We start from the raw sequence: 25,777 nt of genomic DNA on the forward strand, positions 1-25,777 counted from the left end.
CGCCTATCCCCCCTCTCCCCGCCGCAGAATGCGAACGGAGGCGATGTCGCCTTCAAGCGTAAGCCCCTCCGCGTCGTACTTCCGGACGACGAGGGAACTCCCTCGGATGTACGCCTCACCGTCGGGGAGGCGTACGTCGACGCCCTCTGGGGAAAACGCGAGGAGTTCGCTGCGCCCTTCGATGCGGACGCGCATGTACCCAGACAGGACGATCTCCGGCGTGAGCGCCGACTCCGGCGGCAGGTCGAGGGCGTCGAAAAGCCGAACGAACCACGGTCTTTGCATCTCCGTCCCCCGAAAAACCATACGCGGAGAGAAACGGGGGATATACGCAAAGAGACGGCGGGTTTTCCCACCGTCTCCGGAGTTTGCGCTTCCGCCCACGAGGCCACCCGATCTACCCAACGGGAGGAAGAGGGTTCGGACCGTCAGCGGCGCTTGCCGCGGCGACCGGCCGCCTTCTTCCGCTTGCGCACGCCGGGTTTCTCGTAGTGCTCCCGCTTCCGGATCTCGCGCATGACGCCCTCGCGCGAGAGCTCGCGCTTGAACTTCCGAAGCGCGCTGTCGAGCGAGTCGAAATCGCCGACGCGAATCGTCGCCATGTCCTCTCCCCCCCTCCCCGCCGGGCCGTGGCCCGCCCATGCGTGACCATCTTACACGATAGGAGGGGGGAAAGTAAAGGTGCGAGTTTCACTCCCGTACGAGCCGCTTTTCAACCTCCACCCCCCGCAGCGTATCGGCCACGGGGCACCGCTCGAAGGCGAAGTGCACGAGGCGCTCGATATCGCGCTCGTCCCCTTCCGCGTCCAGGTGAAGGTCGAGGCGCACGCGGGAAAATCCGTAGCGGACGTCGGCGAGGCCTTGGAAGCCACGGGGATCGAAGTCCCCCTCGATCGTCGCGCGCACGTCGCGTACCCGTACGCGGAACTTCGGAGCGAAGGCGACGCACATGAGCGTCACGCACGCGCCGAGGGCGCCGAGGAGGAGCTCCATGGGGTTCATGGCCGTATCCTCGCCGCCGAGTTCCGGTGGTTCGTCTACGAGAATTTCGTGTCCCCGCGAAGCAATGCGGACCTTCATCCCTCCCGCCCAACGGGTTTCCGCCCGAAGCGCATGACCGACCTCGGGATCCCGACGTTCGCTGCGGACGTCTTCCTTCATCGACATGTCCATCCCTCCCGCAAAGGTAGAATTGCCTTCGCTTCCGTAGGATGCCCCAAACCCCCACTCGCTCGTTCCGCTCGTTTGGACCAGCCGAAACGTACCCATGAGGGTTTCCGCCGGCGGCGACGTCGCCCCGCTCCCGCACAACCGGCCCCCGCCGGGCCGCCGTTATGTGAATGATACTTCATTCACATAACGGCCAACCCCAGTATATCCGAAGGCTTCCTCTCCGTCTACCCCGCAAAAGATCCCCGAAGAAAAAATTCGCACCCCGAATGCAGGTTCCCGCGGTGGACCGGAGGGCGAGTGCGAGGACCTCTCGCTTCCCCGCTCGAAGGTGCGGCCTACAGGAAAAGCGAAGGGTACGCCGTACGCCCGCGAACGGCCGGAATTTCGAACTCTGCGGTACGGCGGTGCGAAGGACGTGGGCGGGAAAGCGGAGCGTTCCGCTTGCATAAGAGGTATCCCGAAGGGACAGGCGGGCGGAATGCGCCCGACAAAGCCCGACAAAGGAAACGACGAAAAAGGGGAAAGGCTGTGGCAGACCTCTTCTGGGGGATTCTCCTCTTCCTCGCCGCCCTCTTCGCCTTGCGCCGCGGGCTTCGGGGCATCTGGGGCGAAAACGATGCGGGCGTTGAACTCCTCGGACGCCTTCCCCAAGGGCGCACCTTCGGCTTTCTCGTGGGGGTGCTCGGCTCCGCCCTTGTCCACTCGTCGAGCGCTTTCCTCATCGCCGCAGTTGCCGCGGCGGAAACGGGGGGCTTGGCGGGGGAAACGCTCGTCGCCCTCGTCCTCGGGGCGAACGTGGGGACCACGGCCACGCTCTTTGCCCTCTCTCTGCCCCGGCTCCCCGGGCCGCAGGCGATGTACCTCGCGGGGGCCACCCTCGCCGCCGCGGGGTGGTGGCTTGCCCGGACGACAAGACGCGGAAGCGGGACCACCCTTGCATGGTCGGGCGTGGCGGTCTTCGCCTTCGGCCTCCTCCTCGAGGCGCTGGAGCTCTTGGCCCGCGGAGCGGAAGGGGCCGGCACATCCCCCCTCGTCCGCCGCCTTCTTTACGCCGCTGCCGGTGGACCGTGGTCCGCGACGGCTGTCGGCGTCCTCCTCGCGGCCGTCCTCCAGTCGAGCACGGCTGCGACCGCCCTCACGGCGGCGTTCGTGGAAGAGGGGCTCCTCCCTTTCGAGGCGGCCGTGGGGATCGCCCTCGGTACGAACGTGGGAACCGTGGCAGACACGCTCGTCGCAGGCGCGTTGGCAGGGCGGGCGGGGCGGCGGGTGGCGTACGCCCACCTGTTCGTAAACGTGCTCGGCGTCCTCTTCGCCGTCCCCCTCGTTCCCCTTGTCGCCCGGTGGCTTGCCCCCGAGGGGGGGAGCGCCTTGGGAAAGCTCGCTTTCGTCCAGGGGGCGTTCAACTTCGCGAGTGCCGCGGCATTCCTCCCCTTCGCAGCTTCGATCGCCCGCATCGTCGCCCGTCTGCCTTAGTCCTCCGCCGGACCTTGGGCCGGTCCTTCCGGCTCGATCCCGCCTGCACCCGTTCGGCGGCGCTCCTCTTCTTCCGCCTCTCGAACGATGGCCACTCCGGAGCTCGTACCGAGGCGGTCTGCCCCTGCGGCGAGGAGGAGGCGGGCCGTACGCGCGTCGCGAATCCCCCCCGATGCCTTGACGCGAAGGCCGTACGGGTGCGCGAGGGCGGCGAGCGCCCGCACGTCTTCTTCTGTCGCGGGTCCTCCGGGTGGGAACCCCGTCCCCGTCTTCACGTACGCCGCACCTGCACTTGCGGCGGCCTCCACAGCCCAAGCCCGCTCTTCGGCCGTGAGAAGAGCGGTCTCGAGGATTACCTTGACGGGGCGGCCTTCTGCGGCTTCCACGACGGCGGCGATGTCCGCGCGCACGCGCTCCAATCGCCCGTCTTTGAGGTCGCCCAAAGAAAGGACCATGTCGAGCTCGTCCGCCCCCGCCCGCACGGCCTCCCCCGCTTCAAACGCCTTTACGGAGGAAGTGGTCGTCCCGTGCGGGAAGCCGACGACGACGGCGAGGCGAACCTTCCCCTTCACTCCCAATTCTTCGAGGCGCTCGCGCACGCGCGCCGCCCAACGCGGCGCCACGCACACGGCGGCAAACCCGTAGCGCACGGCTTCGTCCGGGAGCCGCAAAATCTCCTCCTCCCGCGCGTCCGGGCGGAGGAGGGTGTGGTCGATCGCACGGGCGAGCTCCCGCGCTCCCCAACGGCTAGCCTCGTCCACCGCGGGACACCCCCCGGGGCTCCTGGGCGAGGCGCCGCACCGCCTCCTGGAACACCTCGGCGTTGTTCACGTACCCGCGCCTCTCCTGAAGTTCCAGGGCCTGCGCCGGGGACACCCAGTAGGCGTCGGAAATTTCCTCGTACTGCGGCGAGAGTTCGCCTCCGACGGCACGGATGAGGTAGACGTCTACGACCTTTTCCTGGGACGCCCCGCCCGGGAGGACGTACCGGTAGGACACTCGGCCGAGGTAGCTTTCGATCGCCCCGCGAATTCCCGTCTCCTCCTCCACCTCGCGCAGGGCCGCCTGCTCCGGCGTCTCCCCTGCCTCCAAATGGCCTTTGGGATAGGCGATGCGTCCGAAGCGGTCTTCGATCACGAGGATTTCCGGCCCGCGTTCGCCCTTTCGGTACACGATCCCTCCTGCGGAAACTTCCACGCGCTTCCCTCCCGATCAGAAAAAATAGCGAAACTTCATTTGCCACTTGCCGAGCAAATCCTACGCGAGTCCCACGCCTTCTCGAGTTTCTTCGAGGACGCGCAGCGGGCGCCCCCAGAGCACTTCCCCTTCCTCCCGTTCGATCCGAACCCGCATCGGCACGCCGAGAAGTCCCGGCGGAGAGGGGACGCGAACGCGAAGGTACTCGCCGCTCGTCCCTTCCAAGACGGTTTGCGCCTCCTCGCCGGCGTCCGCCCCGCGCGGTGGGAGGACGACCTCGGGCAACACGTCCACGGCGCGGCCGAGGAAACGGCGGCGAAAGCGGCTCCGGAGCTCGCGGTCCAGCTCAATCAGCTCGGCGACCCGCCGGCGCTTTTCCGCATCGGAAACCGCGTCGGCAAACTTCGCGGCCGCCGTACCCGCGCGCGGCGAGTACGGGAAGACGTGGAGCTGGGCAAAACCGATCTCTTCAAGAAACGCCCGTGTGCGCGCGAAGCTCGCCTCCGTCTCCCCCGGAAAGCCGACGATCACGTCCGTCGTCACCGCCGCTTCCGGAAAGTACGTGCGGAGCCGCTCGATCGCCTCGCGGTACTCGCGGGTGGTGTAGCGGCGGCGCATGCGGGCGAGGACGACGTCGTCGCCGGACTGCAGGGGGACGTGGAAGTGGGGGGCGACCTTTTCCGCCGCCGCCAGCGCCCGGACGAAGCGGGCGTCGAGTTGCCCGACCTCCACCGAGCTCAGGCGGATGCGCCACAAGCCGGGAATCGCCGCGAGGCGCAACACGAGGTAGGCGAGGGGACCGCCCGCCGCCTGCACCTCCCCTTCGTCCAGACCGGACAGCGCCGCTGCACCGTCCTCTCCGTAGGCGCCCAGGTGCGTCCCCGTGAGGACGATCTCCCGGTAGCCGCGGGCGACGAGCTCTTCCGCCTCCCGCAAGGCGTCGACGATGCGCCGGCTGCGCACGGGGCCCTTGGTCCGGGGGATGATGCAAAACGTGCAGTGGTTGCCGCATCCTTCCTCGACCTTGAGGTAGGCGCGGGTGTGTTCGAAGCTTCCCAGGGCGGGAAGTTCCTCGTACTCCCGAACGCGCAGGATCTCCCCCACCGCGACTACGGGCTCGGAAATCCCCGCCGCCCGGCGTTCCCGCGCCTTCCGGACGAGCTCCCCGAGGTCGCCCCGCCCGGAGGTGCCCACGACGACGTCCACCCCCGGGATGCGGGCAAAGCTCTCCGGCGCGAGCTGCGCGGCGCACCCCGTGACGACGACGATCGCCCGCGGGTAGAGGCGGACCGCACGGCGCACGAGCTGGCGGCTCTTTCGTTCCGCAACGTGGGTTACGGCGCACGTGTTCACGACGACGAGGTCAACGTCCTCCCTTGCCTCCCCGAAGGGGACGCGCGCGTATCCCTCCTCAGCGAAGAGACGGGCGATCGCCTCGGTCTCGTAGGCATTGACCTTGCATCCGAGGGTGGCGTACGCCGCCTTGGGCACGGCTATCCCTCCTTTCGAAAAGCAAGAAGTCGTCTCGTTTCTTCTCAGGAACGTAGGCACGAACACTGGACACGCCCACGTGGTTGCATATCTGTATTATACCGAATTATACCGAACCTCCCACTTCCCGGCCCGGCACAAAGCACAAACGAAGCCATCCTTCCCCGTACGGTATGGAACCAAAAAGGATTTGAACTACGTACCCTCCCGATCGTCCGCAGGCAGATCACGGCAACCGCTATTTCGAAATCGGCCGAGAAAAGCGGCAAGAGCGACAAACGCAAGACTGAAGAGCGCTCCCGCCTTTGCCTCGGACTTGAGAGCAAAATCATGGGCAAAGGCGGCGTCGGCAACGAAGAGAGAAACCGTAAGCCCACTTGCGGAACTTAGTGCGATGAGAAACAAACTAAAACGGTTGAAGCCCACAGCACGTAGCCAACCGACGGCTTCCGTGAGCCGCCCGGCAGCGTAAATGCCCGCCACCTTTCCAAAAAGGAGCGACAACGCGATAACCCCAGAAAGAACTCCAACGTGAGAAAACGCCACCCCACCGTTGGCAAGAGCAAACAAAAAGAGACCGTCATCTACAGGACCAGAAAGAGATCTTGCAAAACGTTCGAGCGGCGAGTCCCCCTCCCCGGGCATTTTAGAAACGTCCCCCCTCAACCCGACCTTCTCTTCTGAAGTCGAAGGAGAGGCGTTCGATGAAGGATCGCCTGAGCCGATTGTGGGAATAGAGGAAAAGGGCAGGAAAGGGACGATCGGCACGAGGGCGAGGGCAGGATGCAGACCGGCGTGAAACAGTCCGTACCAAGACAGGCACCCAGCAACGAGGGTAGTAAACACCCACTGTTCGGGAAACGTACGGGAAAGTAGTCGAGCAACGACTATAGCGCCGAGCACCCAAAGAAGGGCCTCCGGAATGAAGTTACGATCTGGCCTAGGGTAGAAGAAAGCGATCACGAGCATGCTCACAATGTCGTCTCCGATGGCGACGAGGAGAAGAAAAGAGATGGCGGGATGTCGCGCTCCTAAGGCGATACGAGCACCAAGCCAGGCAAGAGCAATATCCGTCGCTGTGACGATGCCAAAGCCGCGCGCCCACTCGGGATGACCTAGAAAGAATACAGCCGCGAGGTATAGACCCGCGGGAAAGACGACGCCAAAAGTCATGGCAAGAAAGGGGGTAAAGGCATAAGCAACGACGTCCCGCATACTTCCCAAACGGGCAAAGGTGGAGACGACGTGAGCTGTGACGACACCAAAAAAGAACGTCATGAAGACGTCGTTTACGAGCCACTCCCAGGATACTCTGCCCACCCCGGGAAGATCGATCCACGGCGTTTGCATCCACAACTCGTACGACGCAGGAAAAAGATTTGCCCAAATGAGGGCCACCCCAAGTCCAATGAGGAGCGGCCCCGCATAGTCGCGAAAGATTTGGTGAGTCCTACGGAAGGCACGCCCCACTTTACACTTCCCCTAAGATTTCCGCCGCCGACAAGGTCAAGAGAGCGTGAGTATTCGCACCCTTTGCCGGATTGTCTTCTGGGAGGAGGAGGAGCTCCCCCCGTGGTCCAACCCCGACCATCCGCCCTGCAACTACACCGTGCGTCGTCTTTACGCGGATCGCGCCGCGGAATGGGTGGGCGTAGGAGAGAAACGCCCTCCGCGCAGAAACAAATCCCTCATGCACGTATTCGTCGAGACGCACCTCAAGATGTTCCAAGAGCACGGCGAGGAACTTTTCCCGCCCTGGAGCCTCTTTCCCACGGGCGGCAAGATGTGCGGCGATCGAATGAACAACGGGCCGAAGATCCGGTGGGATTTCCCGGGAGATATCCCCTATATTTACGCCGATCCCAAGAAGGACCCACGACGCCCGCTCTGCCTCTCCTTCTACCTCCAAAAGAATCCCACCCGCCTTGCGTCCGTCGAGGACGAGGTCATTAGGCCACTTGAGTGTAGGTACGCCGCCGAAGGATACGACAGTTTCCGCGAGAGCTACGGCTGCCGTGAGGGCGAGCGGTGGGATTTCAGCAAGAGGAAGCGGGTAGCGAAGGACGAGGGTAAAGGACAGGGTGCGGCCGGGAACCGTCACCCACCGCCTGCCGTGGCGACCGCGCCCCCGCGTCTGGGCGTCGGCCAACACGAGCGCGCCGTGGGGCGCACCTTCCTGCGCCCAGCGCTTGGCCTCGTCCTGGGTAGAAGGAACTTCGGAAAAGACGCGACGCACGCGACCCAAGACGCGCGTCCGGAGGAGAGAGGCAAATTTCGCTTCGGAAAAGAGGGTGCGGCCCACCTCGGTCCCTCCCCCGGCACCGCCGTCCACGGACCTCGGAGCGTCTGAACGATCGAGGAGGACGTACCCCCCGCGCGGGACGCCCTCGATCGGAAATCCTTCCCGCCGTAAAGCCTCCACGGCCTTCCAGACCGCCGTGCGGCTCACCCCGAGACGGCGGGCCAACTCTCCTCCGGATACGCGCCTCCCCTCTGCGGCGCGGAGCGCCGCGAGGACCGCCGCACGAAGCCCCGCACCGCGTTCCTCTGCGGCGGGACCTCCGGTAGCCCGCCGCCGCCCTTCGTCCACACCTTTCACCCCCTCTTCTCCTGCCCGCCGAGGTGCGCCGCGAGGCGCAGGGCTTCCGCCTCGAGGGCCGCAGGATCCGGCGGGAAACGCCCCGCGTTCACGCCACGGTAGAGCGACTCCCGCAGCTCGCGCACCCACGGCCCGGGCCTGAGTCCGTAGCGAGTAAGGAACTCCCCCAACTCGAGAGGAAAGTCGCGGTACGTCGGAACGGGGAGCGCGCCGAGGTGCGCGCGTACGTCCGCCCACCGCTCGGGAAGGGGGAGCGCCTCCTGCGGCAACGACACGAGATCCCTCTCCGCCCCGGCCTCACGCAGGAGGGCGAGGAGGGAAAAAAGCGTTGCAGCGCGTTCTTCGTCGCCTTCGGCCCAGGCGCGCACGAGCGGCCACGGAAGCCCCGCCAGCGGAGGGGAGGCCGAAAGCTCCGCCAGATCCGCTTCCAGGCTCGCGACGGCGCGGCGAACGCGCCTCGGCCAGGGGAGGCGAAAGAAGCCCTCGGGATATCCGGGCGGATCGCCGAGAAACTTCTCCCACACCCACACGAGGACGGCGCGAGGCAAATCGGGCGAAAGGCGGGGAAAGAGCCTCTCGGCGACCGCACGAAGCTGCGCGCGAACTACGGCGAGAAGTCCCGCGGCATCGAACAAGGCGAGACCGCGCCCGATCCCCTCGCGGCGGAAGAGCTTTTCGATTTCCGCGAGGATCCGCTCGCGCGCCACGCGCACGAGTTCCAGGCGCAAAAGGACGAGGGCCTCCCACGTCCTCTCCTCGACGGCGAAGGCGAAGCGCGCGGCAAAGCGTACGGCGCGCACCATGCGGAGCGGGTCTTCGCGAAAGCGTTCCTCTGGATTTCCGACGGCGCGCACCACCCCCCGCCGCAGGTCTTCGCGGCCCCCGAAGGGATCGACCACTTCGCCGTCCGGGCCCATCGCCATGGCGTTGATCGTGAAGTCGCGCCGGGCGAGGTCCGCTTCGAGCGAGGTGCCGAAGACGACGACCGGATGGCGGTCGGCGGTGGGGTACACCTCGCGGCGAAAGGTGGTCACCTCGTACGCCTTTCCCCCCCAGAGGACGGTGACCGTGCCGTACGCCGCTCCCGTAGGGACGGCCTCCGGGAAGAGGGCGAGCACCTCGGAGGGCGTGGCCGAAGTGGCGATGTCCACTTCGTCCACGGAAAGGCCGAGCATGCGGTCGCGCACGGCTCCGCCTACGACGTACGCCGCATGGCCTGCGGCGCGCAAGCGCCCGACGATCTGCCACGCCCCTTCCCAAACGCCGTCCTCCGTCACCCCTGCCCCTCCTCAAGCTCCCGTTCGAGCAGGCGGTCCAACCCGTAGACGAGTTCTTCGAGCTCGAGCACGCGCTCCACGGCGTAGCGGAGCCCCGGCATGAACGCCCGGCGCGTCACCGTGTCCACGCGAAGCGTGAGCCACTCCCCGTCGCCGCCGAAGAGGAGCTCGTGGTGGGCGACGAATCCGGGAAGACGCACGCTGTGGACGGGTACGCCGAAGGCGAGGACGCCGCGCGCTGGATGGTCGGGAGACGGAGGCGACCCCGCCTCTCCCAAGACGCCACCCGCTCTCCCGCCGCGCGCCTCCGCGACCGCCTCCGCGAGGAGGAGGGCCGTGCCGGACGGGGCGTCCTTCTTTTGGTCGTGGTGCATCTCCACGATCTCCACGTGGGGAAAGAAGCGCGCCGCGAGGGCCGCGGCCCGGCGGATGACGGCCGCACCCAGGGAAAAGTTCGGCGCGATCACCGCACCCAGCCGCTTGCTCCGGGCGAGGGCGGCGAGCTCTTCGATCTCCTCCCGCGCGAGCCCGGTCGTGCCGACCACCGGGCGAACGCCCGCTTCGAGGGCCGCCCGCGTGTGCCCGTAGACGGCCTCCGGGGAGGTGAAGTCGACGTAGACGTCCGGCCGGACGGCGGAAAAGAGCTCGTCCACCGAGGAAAATCCGGGAACGCCTTCGAGGCTTCGCCCGCGGCGGTCCACCGTCCCGACGAGGAGGAAGTGCTCCGTCGCGCGCACGAGCTCCACCGCCTCCCGCCCCATGCGTCCGAACGCTCCTCCCACGGCGACGCGCACGGGAGTAGGGGCCACGCCCGTCGCCTCTTCTCGCTCCTTCCGCACTCCCCAAGACTCCCCTGCGTTCACCGCGAATCCCCTCCTTCGCGAACCGGCTCCCGCCTCGGCCAACGGTCGCGGTCGCGTGTTCGGTACTTCGCCATGACCGCCTCGTATGCCGCCTCGAGGTCGATTCCTTGGGCGTTGGCAAAGCTCACGAGGACAAAAAAGATGTCTCCGAGCTCTTCCTCGAGGCTGCCTTCCGGCTCCGTCGGCTTTTTGGGCTTTTCTCCGAAGCGGTGATTCACCTCGCGGGCGAGCTCGCCGACCTCCTCCGCAAGGCGGGCGATCATCGTGAGCGGCGTAAAGTACCCCGCCGCGTAGCCGGAAATGAGTTCGTCTACCTCGCGCTGAATCTCGGCCAGCGTCTTGCGCACCTGCGGCGTCTGTCCTTCGCGCGCAGCTTCAGACACCCAACCCCACCTCCCTCGTCGCGCGGGAAAACGGCGTGCATCGCTTGGGCAGAAGGAAACGCTTCGCTACAATAAGGGAGCGGGCGAAAGGAGTAGCGTCATGCCGATCGGCAAAATGCGCCTGAGCTCTCTCCTCCTCGACTACGCGCTCCTCCTCGCGGGGAGCGCCGTCTTCGCCGCCGGACTGAACGCCTTCATCCTCGCGAGCGGGCTTGCCGAGGGCGGGGTGACGGGGATCGCCCTGATCCTGTACTACCGGGCGCAGTGGCCCCCGGGATGGACGATCCTCGCCCTCAACCTCCCGCTGTTTTTCCTCGGCTGGCGCACGCTCGGAGGGGCCGCCCTCGTGCGCACGATCTTCGCCACGGTGACGAGCTCGATCTTCATCGAGTGGATGAAGCCCCTTCGCTCGTTCGTCACCCACGACCTCCTCCTCGCCGCCCTCTACGCCGGCGTGAGCATCGGCCTGGGGCTGGGCCTCATCATCCGAAGCGGCGGGACCACGGGGGGATCCGACCTCGTGGCACGGATCGTGCACAAGCTCACGGGGGTGAACGTCGGCCGCGCGATGTTCTTCTTCGACGCGGGCGTGATCCTCCTCTCCATCGCCACATACCTCGACCTCGAACGGGCGATGTACACCCTCGTCGCCCTGTTCATCGGTGCCCGCGTCGTCGACCTCGTGCAAGAGACGGCCTACGCCGCACGCGCCGTGCTCGTAATCTCCACCCGCTCTCAGGCGATCGCCCGTCGCGTGCTCGCCGAGCTCGAGCGCGGCGCCACGTACATCCGGGGCACCGGAGCGTACTCGGGAACGGAGTACCCGCTTCTGTACGTCGTGGTTTCCCAGAGCGAGCTCGCCCGCCTCAAGCAGATCATCTTCGAAGAAGATCCGCGTGCCTTCTTCGTCGTCACGGAAGCCCACGACGTCCACGGAGAAGGGTTTACGTGGGAAAGTCCGGGGGAAGGGCCGAAACCGGCGCCGGAACCCCCGCAACCCCGGGACACCGTCTAAACACAATCCTAGCGCAAGAAGCCCGCCGAGCAAAGGCGGCGGGCTTTACTCCGTCTTTCCCGATTCCTCGGAGAGGAGCCTGCGCAAAAGAAGGGCGAGTTCCTCGAACTTTTCCCGGTCGCGCTCGTCGAGAGCCCGATCGATTTCCCGCCGCAGGCGCTCGACCGTGTGGGCGCGAACCGCCTGCTCGAGGACGATTTCCGCAACGATCGCCGTCACGGGATCGCCGGTCTGCGATCGCCGTTCGACCTGCTTCTCCATACCCACGACCGCCCCCTCCCCTCGTCCGGGTCTCTCTTACCCGTTATTTCCCGGAAAGGGGAGGCGTAATCTCGGAGAATCCCGCAATCGGAGAAAACTTGGTCTCGCAGGGACCACCTTAGAGGGAAACCAGGCGTCCGTGCGACCAGCGGCGCGTCGCCCGCAAGTAGTAGCCGCGTCCCCACGGCGGGCCCCAGACGGCCAAGGGAAGACGAGGGCGAAAAGGTTCGGCCCGCCCGTCCCCCGCATCTCCGCTAGGGAGAGAAGAATCGAGGGGCTCCTCGGAAGGGCGTACGAGGAGGTAGGGGACGCCGTCGAGAAAGAGGAATCGCGGGGGCCGCGTGCCCATGCGGGGAGGAAAGAGGACGAAGTCGGCGGTCGCGCCGGGGGTGAGGCGCCCCCGTTCGGGATAGAGGCCCAAGAGGCGGTAGAGACGCCCTTGAAGCGTAGGCCTGCCAAGCAGGGCCGTTTCCTCCGGCAGCTCGAGGGAGACGGATCTACCGCCGCGCGCGGAAACGGCCGCCCGGCAGTTCCACGGAGGGCCCGCATCCCCTTCGCCGCCGCGCGCGAGAAACTCGCCCAACGCACAAAACACCCGAAGGAGAAATTCCGCCGGGCAAAACCCGGCGACCACGAGTCCCTCCTCGACGACGCGCACGGGTTCGTCGGGAAGGAGGGCAAAAGGCGGCCCCTCCTCCTCGCTACCTCCCCCCTCCGCAGAAAAGCCCGCCCCAGCCTCAAGCTCTCCGTGCGGGACGGGGCCGCGGCGGGAGGAAGGGAGTTCGCCGCCGCACACGGGCGACCAAAGGGTGTGGAGAACCGAAATCCCCGAACGGGAGACAAATTCCGCGGTCCCCCGCCGTCCGTACGGATACGGCCACCGCTCGCCGTACGTCCACACGAGCGCGATCCCCGCGCGCCGCAGTTCGCCCACGAGTGCCGGGGTGAACTTGGCAAGCGGCAGCACGGGGACGAACGCGTAGGTCAAGGGGGAATCTGTGTAGGCGCGGTGCGCGCGCGCCCACACGAGAGAAAAGGGGAGCCTGCCGTCGTAGGGGAAGAGTTCGACCGCCGTTCCGACGCCGGCGTAGAACAAGCGCCGCCAAAACGCGCGCCCGCGGGCGGGATGTTCTTCGAGATGCGCCCGCATGCTCCCGAGTACGACGAGGGCGCCTACCGCCGGGCGCAAGATTCCGCCCTGCGCGTCGATCCGCCAACGCGCCGTCCGGCTGCCGCCGCATCCGCCGAGGTCGTACGCTCGGCCGTCGCGGACGACAAGGTCGCCGTGCTCCCCTGCCGTATCGATGCCGAACCGGCGCGCGCGTTCGATCTTTCCGTCCATCCTCGGTTCTGCCGCCCTTCCGTCCCAAGGTTCCGCGCGTCCCCGCGGTCGCCGGGTGCGGGCTTCCGCAGGCGCGGGATCCTTCCCATGGGTACGGCGGCAGGGGCGGAACTAGAACGGCGGGAAGGCCCTTCGGGTGCCTTCCCGCCGCACGATGAAACTCCCTTTCGCCCGCCTCCCGGGCGGTGGAACGCGCCGCCTTCGCACGACTGGCCATCCTTTCGCCCGTTTTCCGGGCAACGAAGCAACGAGGCGCCCCCCGAGCGCGCGAAGCGCATCCGTCTTAGCGGGCTTCGAGGGATTCCCAAAGGCGGAAAAACGACGGAAAGGAGACGGCCACGGCCTCGTGTCCGCGGAGGAGAGAGGTCCCCTCGCGGGCGAGGGCGGCCGCCACGGCAAAGGACATGGCGAGGCGGTGGTCGCCCGCCGCATCTCCTGGAGAGCCGCGAAGCGGCGTAGGCCCTTCGACGACGAACCCGTCCGGACGCTCGGCAATTTCGGCGCCCATGGGACGGAGGAGGCGCACAATTTCCGCGATGCGGTCGGACTCCTTTACCCGGAGTTCGGACGCGCCTTCGACGACCGTCCGCCCCTCCGCCTGCGTCGCGAGGACGGCGAGAAGGGGGAGTTCGTCGATGAGGCGGGGGACCTCCTCGGCGCCTACAGTCACGCCGCGCAGGCGGGAAGACGCGACGCGTACGGAGCCCACGGGTTCTCCCCAGACCTCACCCTCTTCGGATACCTCGACCACAGCCCCCATCCTCCGGAGCACGTCGAGAAAGCCGGTGCGCGTCGGGTTGAGGCCCACCTCGCGCACGACGACCTCCGCATCCGGGTGGGCGGCGGCGAGTCCGAGGAAAAAGGCGGCGGAGGAGATGTCCCCGGGGACGCGGATTTCGTGGTCGCCTTCGGGGACGAACGGGCCCCGAAGGACGAGGCGCCTTGCCCCTTCCCCGCCGGCGGGCTCGACCTCGAGGGGGGCGCCGAGGGCCCGAAGGAGGCGTTCGGTGTGGTCGCGGCTTACGACGGGCTCCTCGACGACGTGTTCGCCTTCCGTACCGAGTCCGGCGAAGAGGAGTGCGGACTTCACCTGGGCGCTGGCTACGGAAAGGCGGACGGAGAGCGGGCGCAGGTTTCCGCCGCGGATGGCCAAGGGAAGGTACTCGCCGTCGGCGCGGCCAAGCACCGCGGCGCCTGCGCGGCGAAGCGGATCTACGACGCGGCGCATGGGGCGGCGGGCGAGGGAATCGTCGCCGTCAAACACGACGGCGATCGGGTACGGCGCCACGAGTCCGAGGGCGAGCCGCAAGGTCGTCCCGGAATTCCCCGCGTCGACCACGTGCCGGGGCTCTTGCCAACGTTCGGGGCCCAAGCCCGCCAGGTGCACCGCAAGGGCGTCGACACCGCTGTCGTCGGGGGCCACGGAGACGTCGACGCCCAAGGCCCGAACGAGGCGGAGGGTCGCCTCGACGTCCTGGGAGGCGAGGACCCCGCGGGCCTTCACCCTTCCCCGGTTCAGCGCGCCGAGCATGAGGATCCGGTGGGAGAGGGACTTGTCCCCGGGGAGGCGCCCGTCGAAGCGCACACGCCGAACGGGGCGCAAGGGCAAGGCGGACGACGGATCGGACATGGAGGCGTTCCCTCCCTCGCGTCGCGAAGAGATTGCGAAACCTACGAACCTACGGACCGCGGTACCCGAGGCGACGCCGGCCGCGGCTCCCCCGGAGGAAGGTCGGGCCGCGTCGGTGGGCGTCAGCGGGGAAACTCCACGTCGTAGCCGGCCTCCTGCAGCACTTCGTGGGCGCGAAGGAGGTCGGATTCGTTGCGAAACGCCAAGCGGAGGATCCCCCAGACATCTTCCCGAAGCTCGAAAATTTCGAGGTTGGTGAGGTTGATCCCGTGCTCTCCCAAAAGCGTGGTGAGCCGACCGATCTCCCCGGGGCGGTCCGCAATGCGGGCGTACAGCTCGAACAGAGGGTGGATCGCCCCGCGCCGCTTTTCCGGAAGGGCGCGGCGGTAGCGCGAAGCTTCGGAAAAAAATCGGTACAAGAACTCCTCGACGTCTGCCGTACCTTCGAGGTCCCCCTCGAAGTTCTCCCCTTGCCCGAAGTCGTCGGCGTTTCGGAGGAGCCGGGCGAGGGTTTCCGCACGCCGGGCGATTTCCTCGAGGTACGCCGCCACCACCTCGCGGTTCTCGAGGAGGATGTCCCGCCACATGGCCGGATCTCCCTCGGCGATGCGGGTGAGGTCTTTAAACCCACCGGCCGCAAGGTAGTAGTACCAGTCGCTCTCGTTTCGCCGCTCGAGGACCATGTGCACGAGGATGGCGGCGACCACGTGGGGAAGGTGGCTTATGAGGCCCACGACCCGGTCGTGAACGTCCGGATCCATGGTCACGAGCTTTGCGCGCGTCGGGGCGAGTACCTCACGGACGAGCGCCAGGGCGCCCTCCGGCGTACCCGCCGCGGGGCAGAGGACGTAGTACGCGTTTTCGAACAAATCCGCGTGCGCCGCTTCCAATCCCGCCTTGTGTGAACCCGCCATGGGGTGGCCGCCGACGAAGTACACGCCCCGGTCGCGGAAGACTTCTTCCGCCAGGCGCACGATTCCCGCCTTCGTGCTCCCTACGTCCGTGATCACCGCTCCTGGCCTAAGGCGCGCCGTGCGCAGCGACTCGAGCAAGGTGCGAATCGTCCGCACGGGCGTGGCGAGGACGATCACGTCGTAGGCGGATACGGCGCGGAGAAAATCGGGTTCTTCGCGAGAGATGAATCCGAGTTCGCGGGCCCGACGGATGCGCCCCGGAACGGCGTCCGTCCCTCCGACCTCCCAGCCGCCGCGCGTAAGCGCCGCGGCGAGCGACCCGCCGATGAGGCCGAGGCCGACGATGAGCACGCGCATTTCCACCGAAGTTCTCACCTCGTCAGTTCGTAGGGGCCCCGCCCTGCGGCGTACCTTCTCCGTCTCGAAGGGCGCGGAAGGCCGACAGCACGCGATCGACGTCGGCCTCCGTGCCCACGGAAATGCGAAGCCCGAGCGGCGGGAAGGGACGGACGACGACGCCCGCGCGCTTCAGGCGGACGTGGGCCTCGCCGATGGCGATTTCCCGCGCCTTCCCAGGAAGGCTCCCCGCCGGGCACTCGGACGACGCGAGCAACCTCCGGGCCTCTTCGGTAGCCCAGGGCACGAAGACGAAGTTCGTCTCCGAAGGAAGTACGGGGTACCCGAGTTCCCGCAACTCGCGGGCGAGGCGCTTCCGCGCCGCGCGCGTGCGCCGAACGACCTCGAGGACGTGCGCCTCGTCCTCGAGCGCCGCCTCCGCGGCCCGCTGGGCGAGGGCGGAGAGGTTGAAGGGGCGCCGTGCCTCTTCCAAGAGCTCTACGAGCTCGGGGTGTCCTACGGCGTAGCCCACGCGCAGTCCCGCAAGACCGTAGGCCTTGGAGAACGTCCGAAGCGCCAGGACGTTCGGCCGTCGCCGTGCGAGTTCGACGCCCGACGGCGCCGCACCGGGTGCGACGTATTCGGCGTACGCCTCGTCGTAGACGAGGAGGACGCGGTCGGGAAGTTCGGCGACGAAGGCCTCCAGCGCCGCGGGATCCACGGTCGTGCCCAGGGGGTTGTCCGGCACGTCGAGCCACACGAGGCGCACGTCTTCGTTCCTAAGGACGCCCTCCGCCAAAGCTGCGAGGTCGTGCCGTCCCTCCTGTACGGGAACTTCTACGGCCGTCGCGCCGAAGAGGCGCGTGAGGATCGGGTACATGGCAAAGCTCGGTCGGCTCATCACGGCCGCCGCGCCGGGTTCCAAAAAGCGGGCGGCGATCGCCTGCAGGACGTCTTCGAGTCCGGCGCCGACAAAGATCCACGAAGGGGCGACTCCGTGCCGGCGCGCAAGCGCCGCGCGCAAGGAGCGGGAAGCCCCGTCCGGATAGCGCAAAAGGACTTCCGGATCTCCTACGGCCTCCCGGAGCGCGGCGAGAACCCGGGGGGAAGGGCCGTAGGGGTTTTCGTTGGAGGAAAGCTTGGCGACATCCGCCGGAGTCAGACCCGCTTCCCGCGCCACGTCTGCCGGAGATTCTCCGGGCACGTAGCGGACGAGGCCGCTTCGGGCGTTCGCACGCACGCGAACCCCTTCGAAGGGCGGTTCAGAGGGCGAGGTCACGGGAAACTCCCCCTTTATCCGGAGATGCGCCCGCACGTGCCGCCGAGGCGAGGAAGACCTCCGACCACAGGGCGAGGGCGTAGAGGACGTAGAGCTTGCGGGCGTTGTCCCGCCTTCCCTCCGCGTGTTCGCGGGCGAGCGAAGCGGCGTAGTCTACGTCGAGAAAGGCGGCTGCTGGCGATTCGGCGATGCGGGCGACGATCCGGTCGGCATACCCTTGGCGCAGCCAGTCGCGAAGCGGTACGGGGAAGCCGAGCTTCGGCCGATCGACGACGTGCGGGGGAAGGATGTCGCGGAAGGCTTGGCGGACGACGTACTTGCTCTGCCCTCCGCGTACCTTGAACGACGAAGGGATGCGCGAGGCAAGGCGGTAGACGTCGAAGTGCATGAAGGGCATTCCCAGGTGCACCCCGTGCGCCGCCGTCGAGCGCTCGCCCTTTACGAGAATGTCCCCGGGAAGCCAGAGGTTGAGGTCGACGAGCTGCATGCGGGCGACGTCGTCCACGGCAGGCGGCAAGGAGGCGTAGACCTCCTTTGCCCAGGAAAAGGCGTCGCGTGCTCCGCGAAGCGCGTCGCGAACCTCCGGTCGGAAGGCCGCAAATCGGTCTTCGGTGAAGACCTTGGCGTTCCCCACGTAGCGCTCCTCCAAGGGGGTCACGGAGCGCAAGAGGTAGTTTTTCCCGTAGAATCCCGGGAGGCTGCGAAAGAGCGTGCGGAGCGCGCGGCGTACCGGTCCGGGGAGGTGGGCGGCCCAGGAGATGGCGGCCGGCTCCAAGTAAATGCGGTACCCTCCGAAGAACTCGTCGGAGCCTTCGCCGGAGAGGACCTTGCGCACGTACTCTGAGGCGCGCCCCACGAGGAGGTAGAGCCCTACGGCCGACGGATCTCCGAGGGGCTCGTCAAAGGCGAAGGCGGCCTCCGCCGCGCGCCCGAAGTACTCCTCGGGCGTCACCGGCCAAGAGCGGTGCTTCGTCCCCAGGAAGCGCGCCGTCGCCTCCGCCAAGGGACATTCGTCGTTCGGGCCCCCGAAGCATACGGAAAACGTCGGCACGTCTCCGCGCCTTCGGGCGAGCGCCGCCAGGATCGAAGAATCGACTCCGCTGGAGAGAAGTACGCCGGTTTCGCCGGGAATCCACTCCGCATCGAACGTCCGCTCTACCGTCGCGCGGATCGCGTGCGTCCAGAACTCCTCCGTCCGCTCGACGGGATCGACGGTCGGGGTAAAGTAGCGCACTTCCTCCGTACCCGCGGGGCGAACGCGGAGGAAGTGGCCGGGACGAAGGCGGAATACCTCGCGAAACGGCGTAAAGGGGCCGGGGACGTACTGCAGGGTGAGGTACATGAGCAAGGCTTCGAAGTTTACCTCGGGCGCCTGCGAGAGGGCGGGAAGGAGGGCCTTGAGCTCGGATGCAAAGGCCAAACTCCCGCCCCCTGCGGAGTAGAACAAAGGACGAACGCCGAAAGGATCGCGGACGAGGTACAGTGTCTCCGCTTCGGGGTCATGGAGCACGAGGACGAAGGCGCCGTGGAGGTAGGAAAATGCGCCTTCCCCGAACCGGTCGTAGAGGGCGAGGATCGCCCGTTCGACTTCGTCCCCCGTCGAAGTCTCCGGAAGCCTCCCCCCGAACAGGAGGCGGGCGTAGCGCAGGATTCCGCGTGCGTTGGCCGGCCTTCCGTCGAAGAGGGCGTAGCGTCCCGTTCGGAGGTCTATGGCACCCCGACGCACGCCGAGGGCCTTCACCTCCCCCTCCGAAGCCCCGGGAGATCCTCGGTCGATCCAAACGCCGATTCCGATTCCTTCCCGCCGATAGGCGATTTCCGGAGAACCCCGGTGCAACGCACGCCCGGCCATCGCCTCGAGGACGCCGTCGCGAGACGGGCCCTCTTCGCCGACCGTTCCGTCCTCCGCATGAGACCGAACGAAACGTGCAACACCCCAAAGCCCGCTCATCCCGCGCCATCTCCTTCGCCAAGGGCAGAATCGTTTCTTTGAGATGTCGACCGCTGCTTCGTCGGGGAACGCGCCTTCCCAAAGCTCTTCCCGCGAGTTGCCCGGTAAAGTTTCGTCTTGCCCGCCGACGGCAGACGAGGGGGTCGCCCCGCGCACCGCCCCACGGCTTCCTTGTCGTCGGAACCCCGCGTTTGCCGGGAGGAAACCACGGAAATCGTCGGAGTCCTCGGAAAAACCGGGAAGGAGGGAAGTCCCCAGAACACGACTATCTTACTCCCAAGGCCGCCAAGGTGCAACGCGCAACGGGGATGCGCAGGATGCCCGTCCGGGAATATGTCCCTCCGGGCGCTCTCCCCCTGCGCCTGCGGGAGTCTAGGTACCGATGCGCAGGATGCCCGTCCAGGGGCGCGTCCCTCCGGACCTGGCGGGGAAACCCGCGCGCGGCGCGCGCCCTTACGCCTTCTAAGGAATTTCTAAGATTGGCGAGGTACGGTAAAGCCGGAGGCGGAAAACGCCTCCCTATCCCAAAGCGAAACCAAGGGAAAGGAGGGAGACATATGCTCCTTTCGGGGAAGCGCCTGGGTGCCGCGCTCCTCGGAGTCGCCCTTCTCGGGGGCGCTCTGGCGCACGTCGCCTCGGCGGAAGGCACGACCGGGAACCAAGCGCCCGGTCAGGGGACGGGGAACCCCCCGGGCATCTCTGCACAACAAGGTCAGGCGGCGCAAAAGGCGGTCCGCGGCGCCAAGAGCCTCATCGCCCGCTTCGCCGAGGCTCTAGGAATGGACCGTAAGGCCCTAGCGGCGGAACTCCGAAGCGGCAAGTCCGTCGCGGAAGTTGCCCAGGAGAAAGGCGTATCTACGGACGCGCTCGTCGCCAAGGCGCTCGAAGGCGTCAAGGAACGCCTCGACAAGGCGGTGGAAAACGGCCGGATCACGGCCGAAGAGCGCGACAAGCGGCTCGAGGAGGCCAAGGTGCGCATTCAGGAGCGCATCGAAGCCAAGGGGACGGATGCGCAGCTCCGCTCCCGCCTCCATCGGCCGGATTCCGCACCTGCACCCCATGAAGGGAAGGCCGAGCACGGCGCGAAGAAGCACGCGCCGGGCGGTAAGGGTGCCGGAAACGGCGCCCCCCGCAGCAATTCCTCGGGCTCCAACGCCTGAGGAAGTTTCCCTCCTTCGCGTAAGGGCATCGCACCGCACAACGATTGGCCCGGAAGGTCTACGCCTTCCGGGCTTTTTTTCGGGCACGGACTCGCCCGAAAAGCTCGGCGGGTTCCGGCGATACGGCGGCACCTACCGCCCGAGCCTCACCATACCCCGGAAAAGAGTTCACGCACGAACTCCTCCACGCTTCCCCCCTCGGCCCACAGGTGGGCGAGGGCGCTCCCGACGATGATCCCCTCCGCGTGCGGGGCGAGCATCTCCACCTGCTCCTGGCGGTGGATCCCAAAGCCTACGGCTACGGGAAGAGAGGTCGCCGCCCGAATTTCCGCGAGGAAGGCGAGGAGCTCCTCGGGCAACCGCTCCCGCACGCCCGTCGTGCCCAGAGAGGATACGGCGTAGACGAACCCCTCCCGCCCCGCAAGCCGCTCGGCGATCCGCCCGCGGCTCGTGAGGGCGACGAGGGGGATGAGGGGAATGCCGACCGCGCGCAGGAAGCCGAGGACGTCGCCCGACTCCTCGGGAGGCAGATCGGGTACGAGCACGGCGTCGACGCCGGCCGCAAGCGCCTCACGGGCGAAGCGTTCCGCCCCAAAACGAAAGAGAGGATTCGCATACGCAAAGAGGACGAGCGGGAGGGCGAAGCCCTCGTCCCGTAAGGAGCGCACGAAGGCCAGGGCCTCTCCGATCCCGATTCGGTGGCGGAGCGCCCGCACCGCCGCTTCCCGGAGAACCGGACCGTCCGCCAAGGGATCGGAGTACGGGACGCCGAGTTCCACGATCCCCGCTCCTGCGCGGGCAAGCTCCCAAAGGCGCGCGCGCGTCTCTTCGGGCGTCGGATCGCCTAGGGTGAGGTAGGGGATGAAGAGGGGACGCGGCCCTCTGCGGAAGGCCGCCTCGATCGCCGCCGTCCCCCGGAGGTCGCGGGAGCCGTCGGAAGCCGCGTTCATCCCCGATCCCCCTGGGTACCCTCGTCGACGAACTTCACCCCTCGGGCTTCCAAGAGTTCGAAGACGTGCCCGAGGTCCTTGTCCCCCCGGCCGGAGAGGTTCACGAGGATCGGGCCGGGAAACTCCTTCGCCCAACGCTTCGCGTAGGCGACGGCGTGGGCGCTTTCGAGCGCCGGGATGATCCCTTCGAGACGCGTGAGGTCGAGGAACGCCTCGAGTGCCTCGTCGTCGGTCACCGCCTCATAGCGCACGCGCCCGATTTCCTTGAGGTAGGCGTGCTCCGGACCGACGCCCGGGTAGTCGAGCCCCGCGGAAATCGAGTGCGCCGGCAGGACGTTGCCCAGCTCGTCCTGAAGGATGTAGGACTTCGCTCCGTGGAGAACGCCCACTTCTCCGGCGGTGAGGGATGCGGCGTGCTTTCCCGTGGAAATCCCCAAACCCCCGGCTTCCACGCCGACGATTTCCACGGGGTCGTCGAGAAAGGCGTAGAAGAGGCCGATCGCGTTGCTCCCGCCGCCGACGGAGGCTACGAGTCCGCGGGGAAGTTCGCCGGTCATCTCGAGGAACTGCGCCCGCGCCTCCTCCCCGATCACCCGCTGGAAGTCGCGAACGAGCGACGGGTACGGGTGCGGACCGACCGCGGAGCCGAGGAGGTAGTACGTGTCCTCTACGTGCTCCACCCAGTAGCGGATCGCCTCGCTCACGGCGTCCTGGAGCGTGCGCGTACCCGTGGTTACGGGAACGACCTTTGCGCCGAGGAGGCGCATGCGCGCCACGTTGGGGGCCTGACGGCGCATGTCCTCTTCGCCCATGAAGATCACCGCTTCCATGCCGAAGCGCGCGGCTACGGTAGCCGTGGCCACGCCGTGCTGTCCCGCCCCCGTCTCCGCCACGAGACGGCGCTTCCCCAAGCGCTCCGCAAGGAGCGCCTGGCCCAGAGCGTGGTTGATCTTGTGCGCTCCCGTGTGGTTCAGGTCTTCGCGCTTGAGGTAGACGGGCGCGCCGTACGCCTCGGAAAGGCGCGGCACGAAGGTCACGGGCGTAGGACGTCCGGCGTATTCGCGAAGGAGCCGCCGGTACTCGGCGAGGAAGTTTTCGTCCTTGAGGTAGGTGTGGTACGCCTCCTCGAGCTCCTCGAGGGCGCGGACGAGCGTTTCCGGCACGTAGCGGCCGCCGTACGGGCCGAAGTGGCCGTCGCCCTCTCCGTAGGGACGGGCGATCTTCTTGCCCCCTTCGGGGGATTCCGTGGATGCGCTTTGAACCATCGAATTCGACCTCCTCGACGATGATCGAACAAGCAAACGTTCGCCCTATTCTCCCGCCCCTCCGCGCACCGCGCGGACGAAGGCGCGAATGCGTTCCGGGTCCTTTTCCCCGTCCCGCTCGACTCCCGAGGAAACGTCGACGCCGTCCGGTCGGTAGGTGCGGAGGAGTTCGCCGACGTTTTCCGGCGTGAGCCCGCCCGCAACCCATAGGCGCGTCTCCAACGCATCGGCGAGGGCGCGCCAGCGCGGAAGGACTTCCCAAGGAAACGTACGCCCGGTACCCCCGCCCGGCGAATCCACGAGGACGGCGTGAAGGGGGACGCGCACGCCCTGGACGAGGGAAAAGTCCTCCGGACCGACGGCGAGGACGACGGGAATGCGAAAGGCAAAATAGACGTCCTCCACCTCCCGCGCTTCGGCGACGCCGTGAAGCTGAAGGACTCCGAGCGGCCCGCGGGAGAGGACGGCCTCGATCGCCCTAAGGCTGGGCCGTACGAAGACCCCCACGCGCTTGGGAAGGCGCCGCTTTGTGGAAGGGGCGGAGTCCTCCTCGGACGCCCCGCCCTCGCCCGCCGCTTCGACGGCACGCCCCCCTCCTTCCGGAGGATTCGAAAGTCCCAACTTCAGGGTAAGCGCCTCGCGGCGACGCACTTCCCGGGCGTACGCGTGCAGAAGCTCGTGGTAGGCGGCGGGGGAAATGTAGCGGCGGCTCCCGGGAACGAAGACGAACCCGGCGTACTCTACTTCCAGGTCCGTGAGGAGGAGGAGCGTGTCCAACTGCCGCACCCCGCAGACCTTGATCGTCGGAGCGGATTCCCCCCGCGTCGCAGCAAGGTCCACCGCATTCACCCCCTCGTACCTCCGTAGCGTACCACAGGAAAGGACGGGGCGCACCGGAGCGCGGCCTCGCGGCGACGAGGGGAGGACCGGGCGTGCGCCCTCCGCCGGGAGGCAACGGGGGGAACGCGGGCTCGGCCGGACGGGCGGCGGAGCAAACGAGGCCTACGAAATCGGCCCCACAAGGGAGCGCACGGCGGCGGCGACGTCCGCCTGGCGCATGAAGTGCTCACCCACGAGCACGGCGCGCACGCCGAGCCGGGCGAGACGGGCCACGTCCTCGGGGCGGGAAATTCCGCTCTCCGCCACGACGATCGTCCCCGGCGAAAGAAGCGGTACGATGCGTTCGGAAACCCCGAGGTCGACGCGGAAGCTCGTCAAATCCCGGTGGTTGATCCCCACCAACCGGGCTCCCGCGCGCACCGCCTTTTCCGCATCGAACTCGTCGTGCACCTCGACGAGGGCGTCGAGGGCGAGGGATCGGGCATGTTCGAGGAGCGCGGCCAAGGTCGCCTCGTCGAGGATGCGGGCGATGAGGAGGACGGCGTCGGCCCCGTGGACGCGGGCGAGGTCGATCTGCACAGGGTCAAAGACGAAGTCCTTCCACAGGACGGGGCGCCCGACGGCACGGCGGAAAAACGAGACGTAGAGAGGATCGCCGGCAAAGTGCACACGCTCCGCGAGGACGGAAAGGGCGTCGACTTGGGCCTCCGCGTAGCCGCGGGCGACGGCGTAGACGTCCCACGGCTCGCGAATCGTCCCCCGAGAAGGGCTTCGCCGCTTTACCTCGGCGATCACCGCCACGGGCCGGGGGGAAACGACGAGCGCCCGGGCAAAGGCGAAGGTCCCTTCCGGCGCTTCGGCGCCCGCGGAAACCGCCTCTTCCGCAAGCTTTCGGGCGAGGTATGCGAGGTCCGCCGCGCTCGCGCGCAGCCCCTCGACCTCTCGCCTCTTGTCGGCGAGGATCTGCGCGAGGAAACTCGAAGGAGATTCCAACCCCATGCACCCCCTTGGCGACCGCCGCTGTACTTCCCCGAGAAATGCGGCCGAAGGACGAACGTCAGCCGGCCGTGGGGGCCGCGTCGGGAACGTCGCCCCCCCTTTGCGCCAGCTCCGCGGCAAGGAGATTCCAACCCCATGCACCCCCTTGGCGACCGCCGCTGTACTTCCCCGAGAAATGCGGCCGAAGGACGAACGTCAGCCGGCCGTGGGGGCCGCGTCGGGAACGTCGCCCCCCCTTTGCGCCAGCTCCGCGGCGCGGCGGAGGAGCCGCCCGAGGTAGGCGGAAGTCGCCCCGCCTTCCACGAGCTCCCGCGCCCGGCGTACGCCTTCCGCGAGGCTTGCCACGGTTCCGGCGACGTAGAGGGCCGCACCCGCGTTGGCGTATAGGAGGGCGCGGTCGGCCTCCGTAGGCGTTGGTACCGCTCGCCGTTCGAAAGCGTGCTGCATCCCAAATCCTTCCCCCTCGGCGCCGAGGAGCGCCCACAGAAACGCGCCGGCCGTTTCCGCCTCCACGCGCGTAGCTTCCTCGCAGGCAAAGCGCGGAAGCCCGAGGTCCAGAGGGTCGAGGACGTACGTCTCCGTCCGATCCCCGCGAATTTCGGCGACGCGCGTCGGACCGAAGACGCTCACCTCGTCGAGCGCCCGGCCCTCCTCGCCACCGCACGCGCCGCTCACGACGAGGGCGTGTTCGACGCCGAGGCGGCGCAGGACTTCGGCGAGAAACTCGAGGCGCTCCGGAGCGCTCACGCCGAGCACCTGACGGCGCACGCCGGCGGGGTTCGTGAGCGGCCCCAGGAAGTTCATCACCGTAGGAAAGCCGAGCTCGCGCCGGACGTCGCGGAGGCGCGCCATCGCTGGGTGGTAGAGCGGAGCGAAGAGAAAGGCGAAGCCGAGCTCTTCCACGAGCCGCCTCTGCCCCTCCGCGGAAAGCTGCACGGGGAACCCGAGCCCTTCCAGCGCGTCGGCGCTCCCCGAGCGCCCGGAAGCGGCGCGGTTTCCGTGCTTGATCACGGGAACCCCCGCCGACGCGGCGACGAGGGCCGCGGCGGTGGAGACGTTGTACGTGACCCCGCCGTCTCCCCCCGTCCCCGCCGTATCCACCGCACCCGGAAAGGAAGGAAAGGGACGGGCGTACGCCCGAAGGGTCTCCACGAAGCCGAGGACTTCCTCGACATCTTCCCCCTTGACGCGCAAGGCGGTGAGAAGGGCGGCCGCCTGAACCGGCGTGGCCTCCCCTTCGACGACGGCGGTGAGCGCCGCGCGCGCCTCTTCGCGCGTGAGGGAATTCCGCCGGACGAGACGTTCGAGGTATGCGCGCACCCGATTTCCCTCCGTTCTCTGCCGCGCTTGCCGGAAGCATCCTCCGGCAGCCGACGCGT

Annotated in this window: 25 protein-coding genes; 3 read left to right on the forward strand and 22 right to left on the reverse strand. The window is 67.6% G+C overall.

Annotated elements, in window-relative coordinates:
• Window positions 1–3: 3 nt before the first annotated feature.
• The 3 genes from C7438_RS03285 to C7438_RS03295 form a co-directional block, all read right to left on the reverse strand.
• The gene (locus C7438_RS03285) at window positions 4–285 is read right to left on the reverse strand and encodes a YabP/YqfC family sporulation protein (RefSeq protein WP_170143536.1); all 282 of its coding nucleotides are present in this window, start codon (window positions 283–285) and stop codon (window positions 4–6) included.
• A 143-nt stretch (window positions 286–428) separates the two neighbouring features.
• On the reverse strand, window positions 429–602 hold the full coding sequence (gene rpsU, locus C7438_RS03290) for a 30S ribosomal protein S21 (RefSeq protein WP_121443881.1): 174 nt from the start codon (window positions 600–602) through the stop codon (window positions 429–431).
• Between the two features lie 88 nt (window positions 603–690).
• Entirely contained in the window at window positions 691–1,167 is a 477-nt protein-coding gene (locus C7438_RS03295) for an OsmC family protein (protein WP_245956451.1), read from the reverse strand.
• 534 nt (window positions 1,168–1,701) lie between these two features.
• Here C7438_RS03295 and C7438_RS03300 point away from each other — a divergent pair.
• Entirely contained in the window at window positions 1,702–2,646 is a 945-nt protein-coding gene (locus C7438_RS03300) for a Na/Pi symporter (RefSeq protein WP_170143537.1), read from the forward strand.
• Here the strand turns inward: C7438_RS03300 and deoC are convergent.
• From deoC to C7438_RS03340, 8 genes are all read right to left on the reverse strand, one after another.
• Entirely contained in the window at window positions 2,643–3,407 is a 765-nt protein-coding gene (deoC, locus tag C7438_RS03305) for a deoxyribose-phosphate aldolase (protein ID WP_121443883.1), read from the reverse strand. The two genes, C7438_RS03300 and deoC, sit on opposite strands and share 4 nt — an antisense overlap.
• On the reverse strand, window positions 3,394–3,843 hold the full coding sequence (locus C7438_RS03310) for an NUDIX hydrolase (RefSeq protein WP_121443884.1): 450 nt from the start codon (window positions 3,841–3,843) through the stop codon (window positions 3,394–3,396). Before C7438_RS03310 ends, deoC begins: the two co-directional genes overlap by 14 nt.
• 60 nt (window positions 3,844–3,903) lie before the next feature.
• Window positions 3,904–5,334, reverse strand: a complete 1,431-nt coding sequence (mtaB, locus tag C7438_RS03315; RefSeq protein WP_170143538.1) for a tRNA (N(6)-L-threonylcarbamoyladenosine(37)-C(2))-methylthiotransferase MtaB — start codon at window positions 5,332–5,334, stop codon at window positions 3,904–3,906.
• Between the two features lie 195 nt (window positions 5,335–5,529).
• On the reverse strand, window positions 5,530–6,804 hold the full coding sequence (locus tag C7438_RS03320) for a Na+/H+ antiporter NhaA (protein ID WP_121443886.1): 1,275 nt from the start codon (window positions 6,802–6,804) through the stop codon (window positions 5,530–5,532).
• A 1-nt stretch (window position 6,805) separates the two neighbouring features.
• A complete protein-coding gene (locus C7438_RS03325; RefSeq protein ID WP_245956452.1) occupies window positions 6,806–7,933 on the reverse strand; it encodes a biotin--[acetyl-CoA-carboxylase] ligase in 1,128 nt (375 codons plus the stop codon).
• A complete protein-coding gene (locus tag C7438_RS03330; protein ID WP_121443888.1) occupies window positions 7,930–9,210 on the reverse strand; it encodes a CCA tRNA nucleotidyltransferase in 1,281 nt (426 codons plus the stop codon). Before C7438_RS03330 ends, C7438_RS03325 begins: the two co-directional genes overlap by 4 nt.
• The gene (gene dapB, locus C7438_RS03335) at window positions 9,207–10,004 is read right to left on the reverse strand and encodes a 4-hydroxy-tetrahydrodipicolinate reductase (protein WP_353653309.1); all 798 of its coding nucleotides are present in this window, start codon (window positions 10,002–10,004) and stop codon (window positions 9,207–9,209) included. Before dapB ends, C7438_RS03330 begins: the two co-directional genes overlap by 4 nt.
• 65 nt (window positions 10,005–10,069) lie before the next feature.
• A complete protein-coding gene (locus tag C7438_RS03340; RefSeq protein ID WP_245956454.1) occupies window positions 10,070–10,456 on the reverse strand; it encodes a nucleotide pyrophosphohydrolase in 387 nt (128 codons plus the stop codon).
• Window positions 10,457–10,556: 100 nt separating this feature from the next.
• On the opposite strand from C7438_RS03340, the gene C7438_RS03345 reads away from it, so the two are divergent.
• Complete coding sequence (locus C7438_RS03345) at window positions 10,557–11,471, forward strand: YitT family protein (protein ID WP_211322038.1); 915 nt, start codon at window positions 10,557–10,559, stop codon at window positions 11,469–11,471.
• A 45-nt stretch (window positions 11,472–11,516) separates the two neighbouring features.
• On the opposite strand, the gene C7438_RS03350 is transcribed toward C7438_RS03345, so the two are convergent.
• The 6 genes from C7438_RS03350 to C7438_RS03375 all read right to left on the reverse strand — a co-directional run bounded on the left by C7438_RS03350 (window position 11,517) and on the right by C7438_RS03375 (window position 19,184).
• Window positions 11,517–11,732, reverse strand: a complete 216-nt coding sequence (locus tag C7438_RS03350) for an IDEAL domain-containing protein (protein WP_245956473.1) — start codon at window positions 11,730–11,732, stop codon at window positions 11,517–11,519.
• Between the two features lie 118 nt (window positions 11,733–11,850).
• The gene (locus tag C7438_RS03355) at window positions 11,851–13,074 is read right to left on the reverse strand and encodes a hypothetical protein (RefSeq protein WP_121443890.1); all 1,224 of its coding nucleotides are present in this window, start codon (window positions 13,072–13,074) and stop codon (window positions 11,851–11,853) included.
• 283 nt (window positions 13,075–13,357) lie between these two features.
• A complete protein-coding gene (gene aroA / locus C7438_RS03360) occupies window positions 13,358–14,704 on the reverse strand; it encodes a 3-phosphoshikimate 1-carboxyvinyltransferase (RefSeq protein WP_121443891.1) in 1,347 nt (448 codons plus the stop codon).
• A 122-nt stretch (window positions 14,705–14,826) separates the two neighbouring features.
• Entirely contained in the window at window positions 14,827–15,975 is a 1,149-nt protein-coding gene (locus C7438_RS03365) for a prephenate dehydrogenase (protein ID WP_245956474.1), read from the reverse strand.
• Between the two features lie 22 nt (window positions 15,976–15,997).
• On the reverse strand, window positions 15,998–17,233 hold the full coding sequence (locus tag C7438_RS03370) for a pyridoxal phosphate-dependent aminotransferase (protein WP_170143541.1): 1,236 nt from the start codon (window positions 17,231–17,233) through the stop codon (window positions 15,998–16,000).
• Window positions 17,217–19,184 (reverse strand): asparagine synthetase B family protein, encoded by a 1,968-nt coding sequence (locus tag C7438_RS03375; protein ID WP_121443894.1) that lies wholly within the window; start codon window positions 19,182–19,184, stop codon window positions 17,217–17,219. Before C7438_RS03375 ends, C7438_RS03370 begins: the two co-directional genes overlap by 17 nt.
• A gap of 557 nt (window positions 19,185–19,741) precedes the next feature.
• Here C7438_RS03375 and C7438_RS03380 point away from each other — a divergent pair.
• The gene (locus tag C7438_RS03380; RefSeq protein ID WP_121443895.1) at window positions 19,742–20,344 is read left to right on the forward strand and encodes a hypothetical protein; all 603 of its coding nucleotides are present in this window, start codon (window positions 19,742–19,744) and stop codon (window positions 20,342–20,344) included.
• Between the two features lie 146 nt (window positions 20,345–20,490).
• Here C7438_RS03380 and trpA read toward each other — a convergent pair whose 3' ends face one another.
• From trpA to trpD, 5 genes are all read right to left on the reverse strand, one after another.
• Window positions 20,491–21,294, reverse strand: coding sequence for a tryptophan synthase subunit alpha (trpA, locus tag C7438_RS03385; protein ID WP_121443896.1), 804 nt, complete (start codon window positions 21,292–21,294; stop codon window positions 20,491–20,493).
• The gene (gene trpB, locus C7438_RS03390; protein ID WP_121443897.1) at window positions 21,291–22,559 is read right to left on the reverse strand and encodes a tryptophan synthase subunit beta; all 1,269 of its coding nucleotides are present in this window, start codon (window positions 22,557–22,559) and stop codon (window positions 21,291–21,293) included. Before trpB ends, trpA begins: the two co-directional genes overlap by 4 nt.
• Before the next feature lie 45 nt (window positions 22,560–22,604).
• Complete coding sequence (locus C7438_RS03395; RefSeq protein WP_170143542.1) at window positions 22,605–23,399, reverse strand: phosphoribosylanthranilate isomerase; 795 nt, start codon at window positions 23,397–23,399, stop codon at window positions 22,605–22,607.
• Between the two features lie 162 nt (window positions 23,400–23,561).
• Window positions 23,562–24,392: an indole-3-glycerol phosphate synthase TrpC gene (locus C7438_RS03400; RefSeq protein ID WP_170143543.1), complete on the reverse strand. Its 831-nt coding sequence runs from the start codon at window positions 24,390–24,392 to the stop codon at window positions 23,562–23,564.
• A 201-nt stretch (window positions 24,393–24,593) separates the two neighbouring features.
• Window positions 24,594–25,718 (reverse strand): anthranilate phosphoribosyltransferase, encoded by a 1,125-nt coding sequence (gene trpD / locus C7438_RS03405; protein WP_121443900.1) that lies wholly within the window; start codon window positions 25,716–25,718, stop codon window positions 24,594–24,596.
• Window positions 25,719–25,777 lie beyond the last annotated feature (59 nt).

The organism is Brockia lithotrophica, from assembly GCF_003633725.1.
Lineage (GTDB): Bacteria > Bacillota > Bacilli > Thermicanales > DSM-22653 > Brockia > Brockia lithotrophica.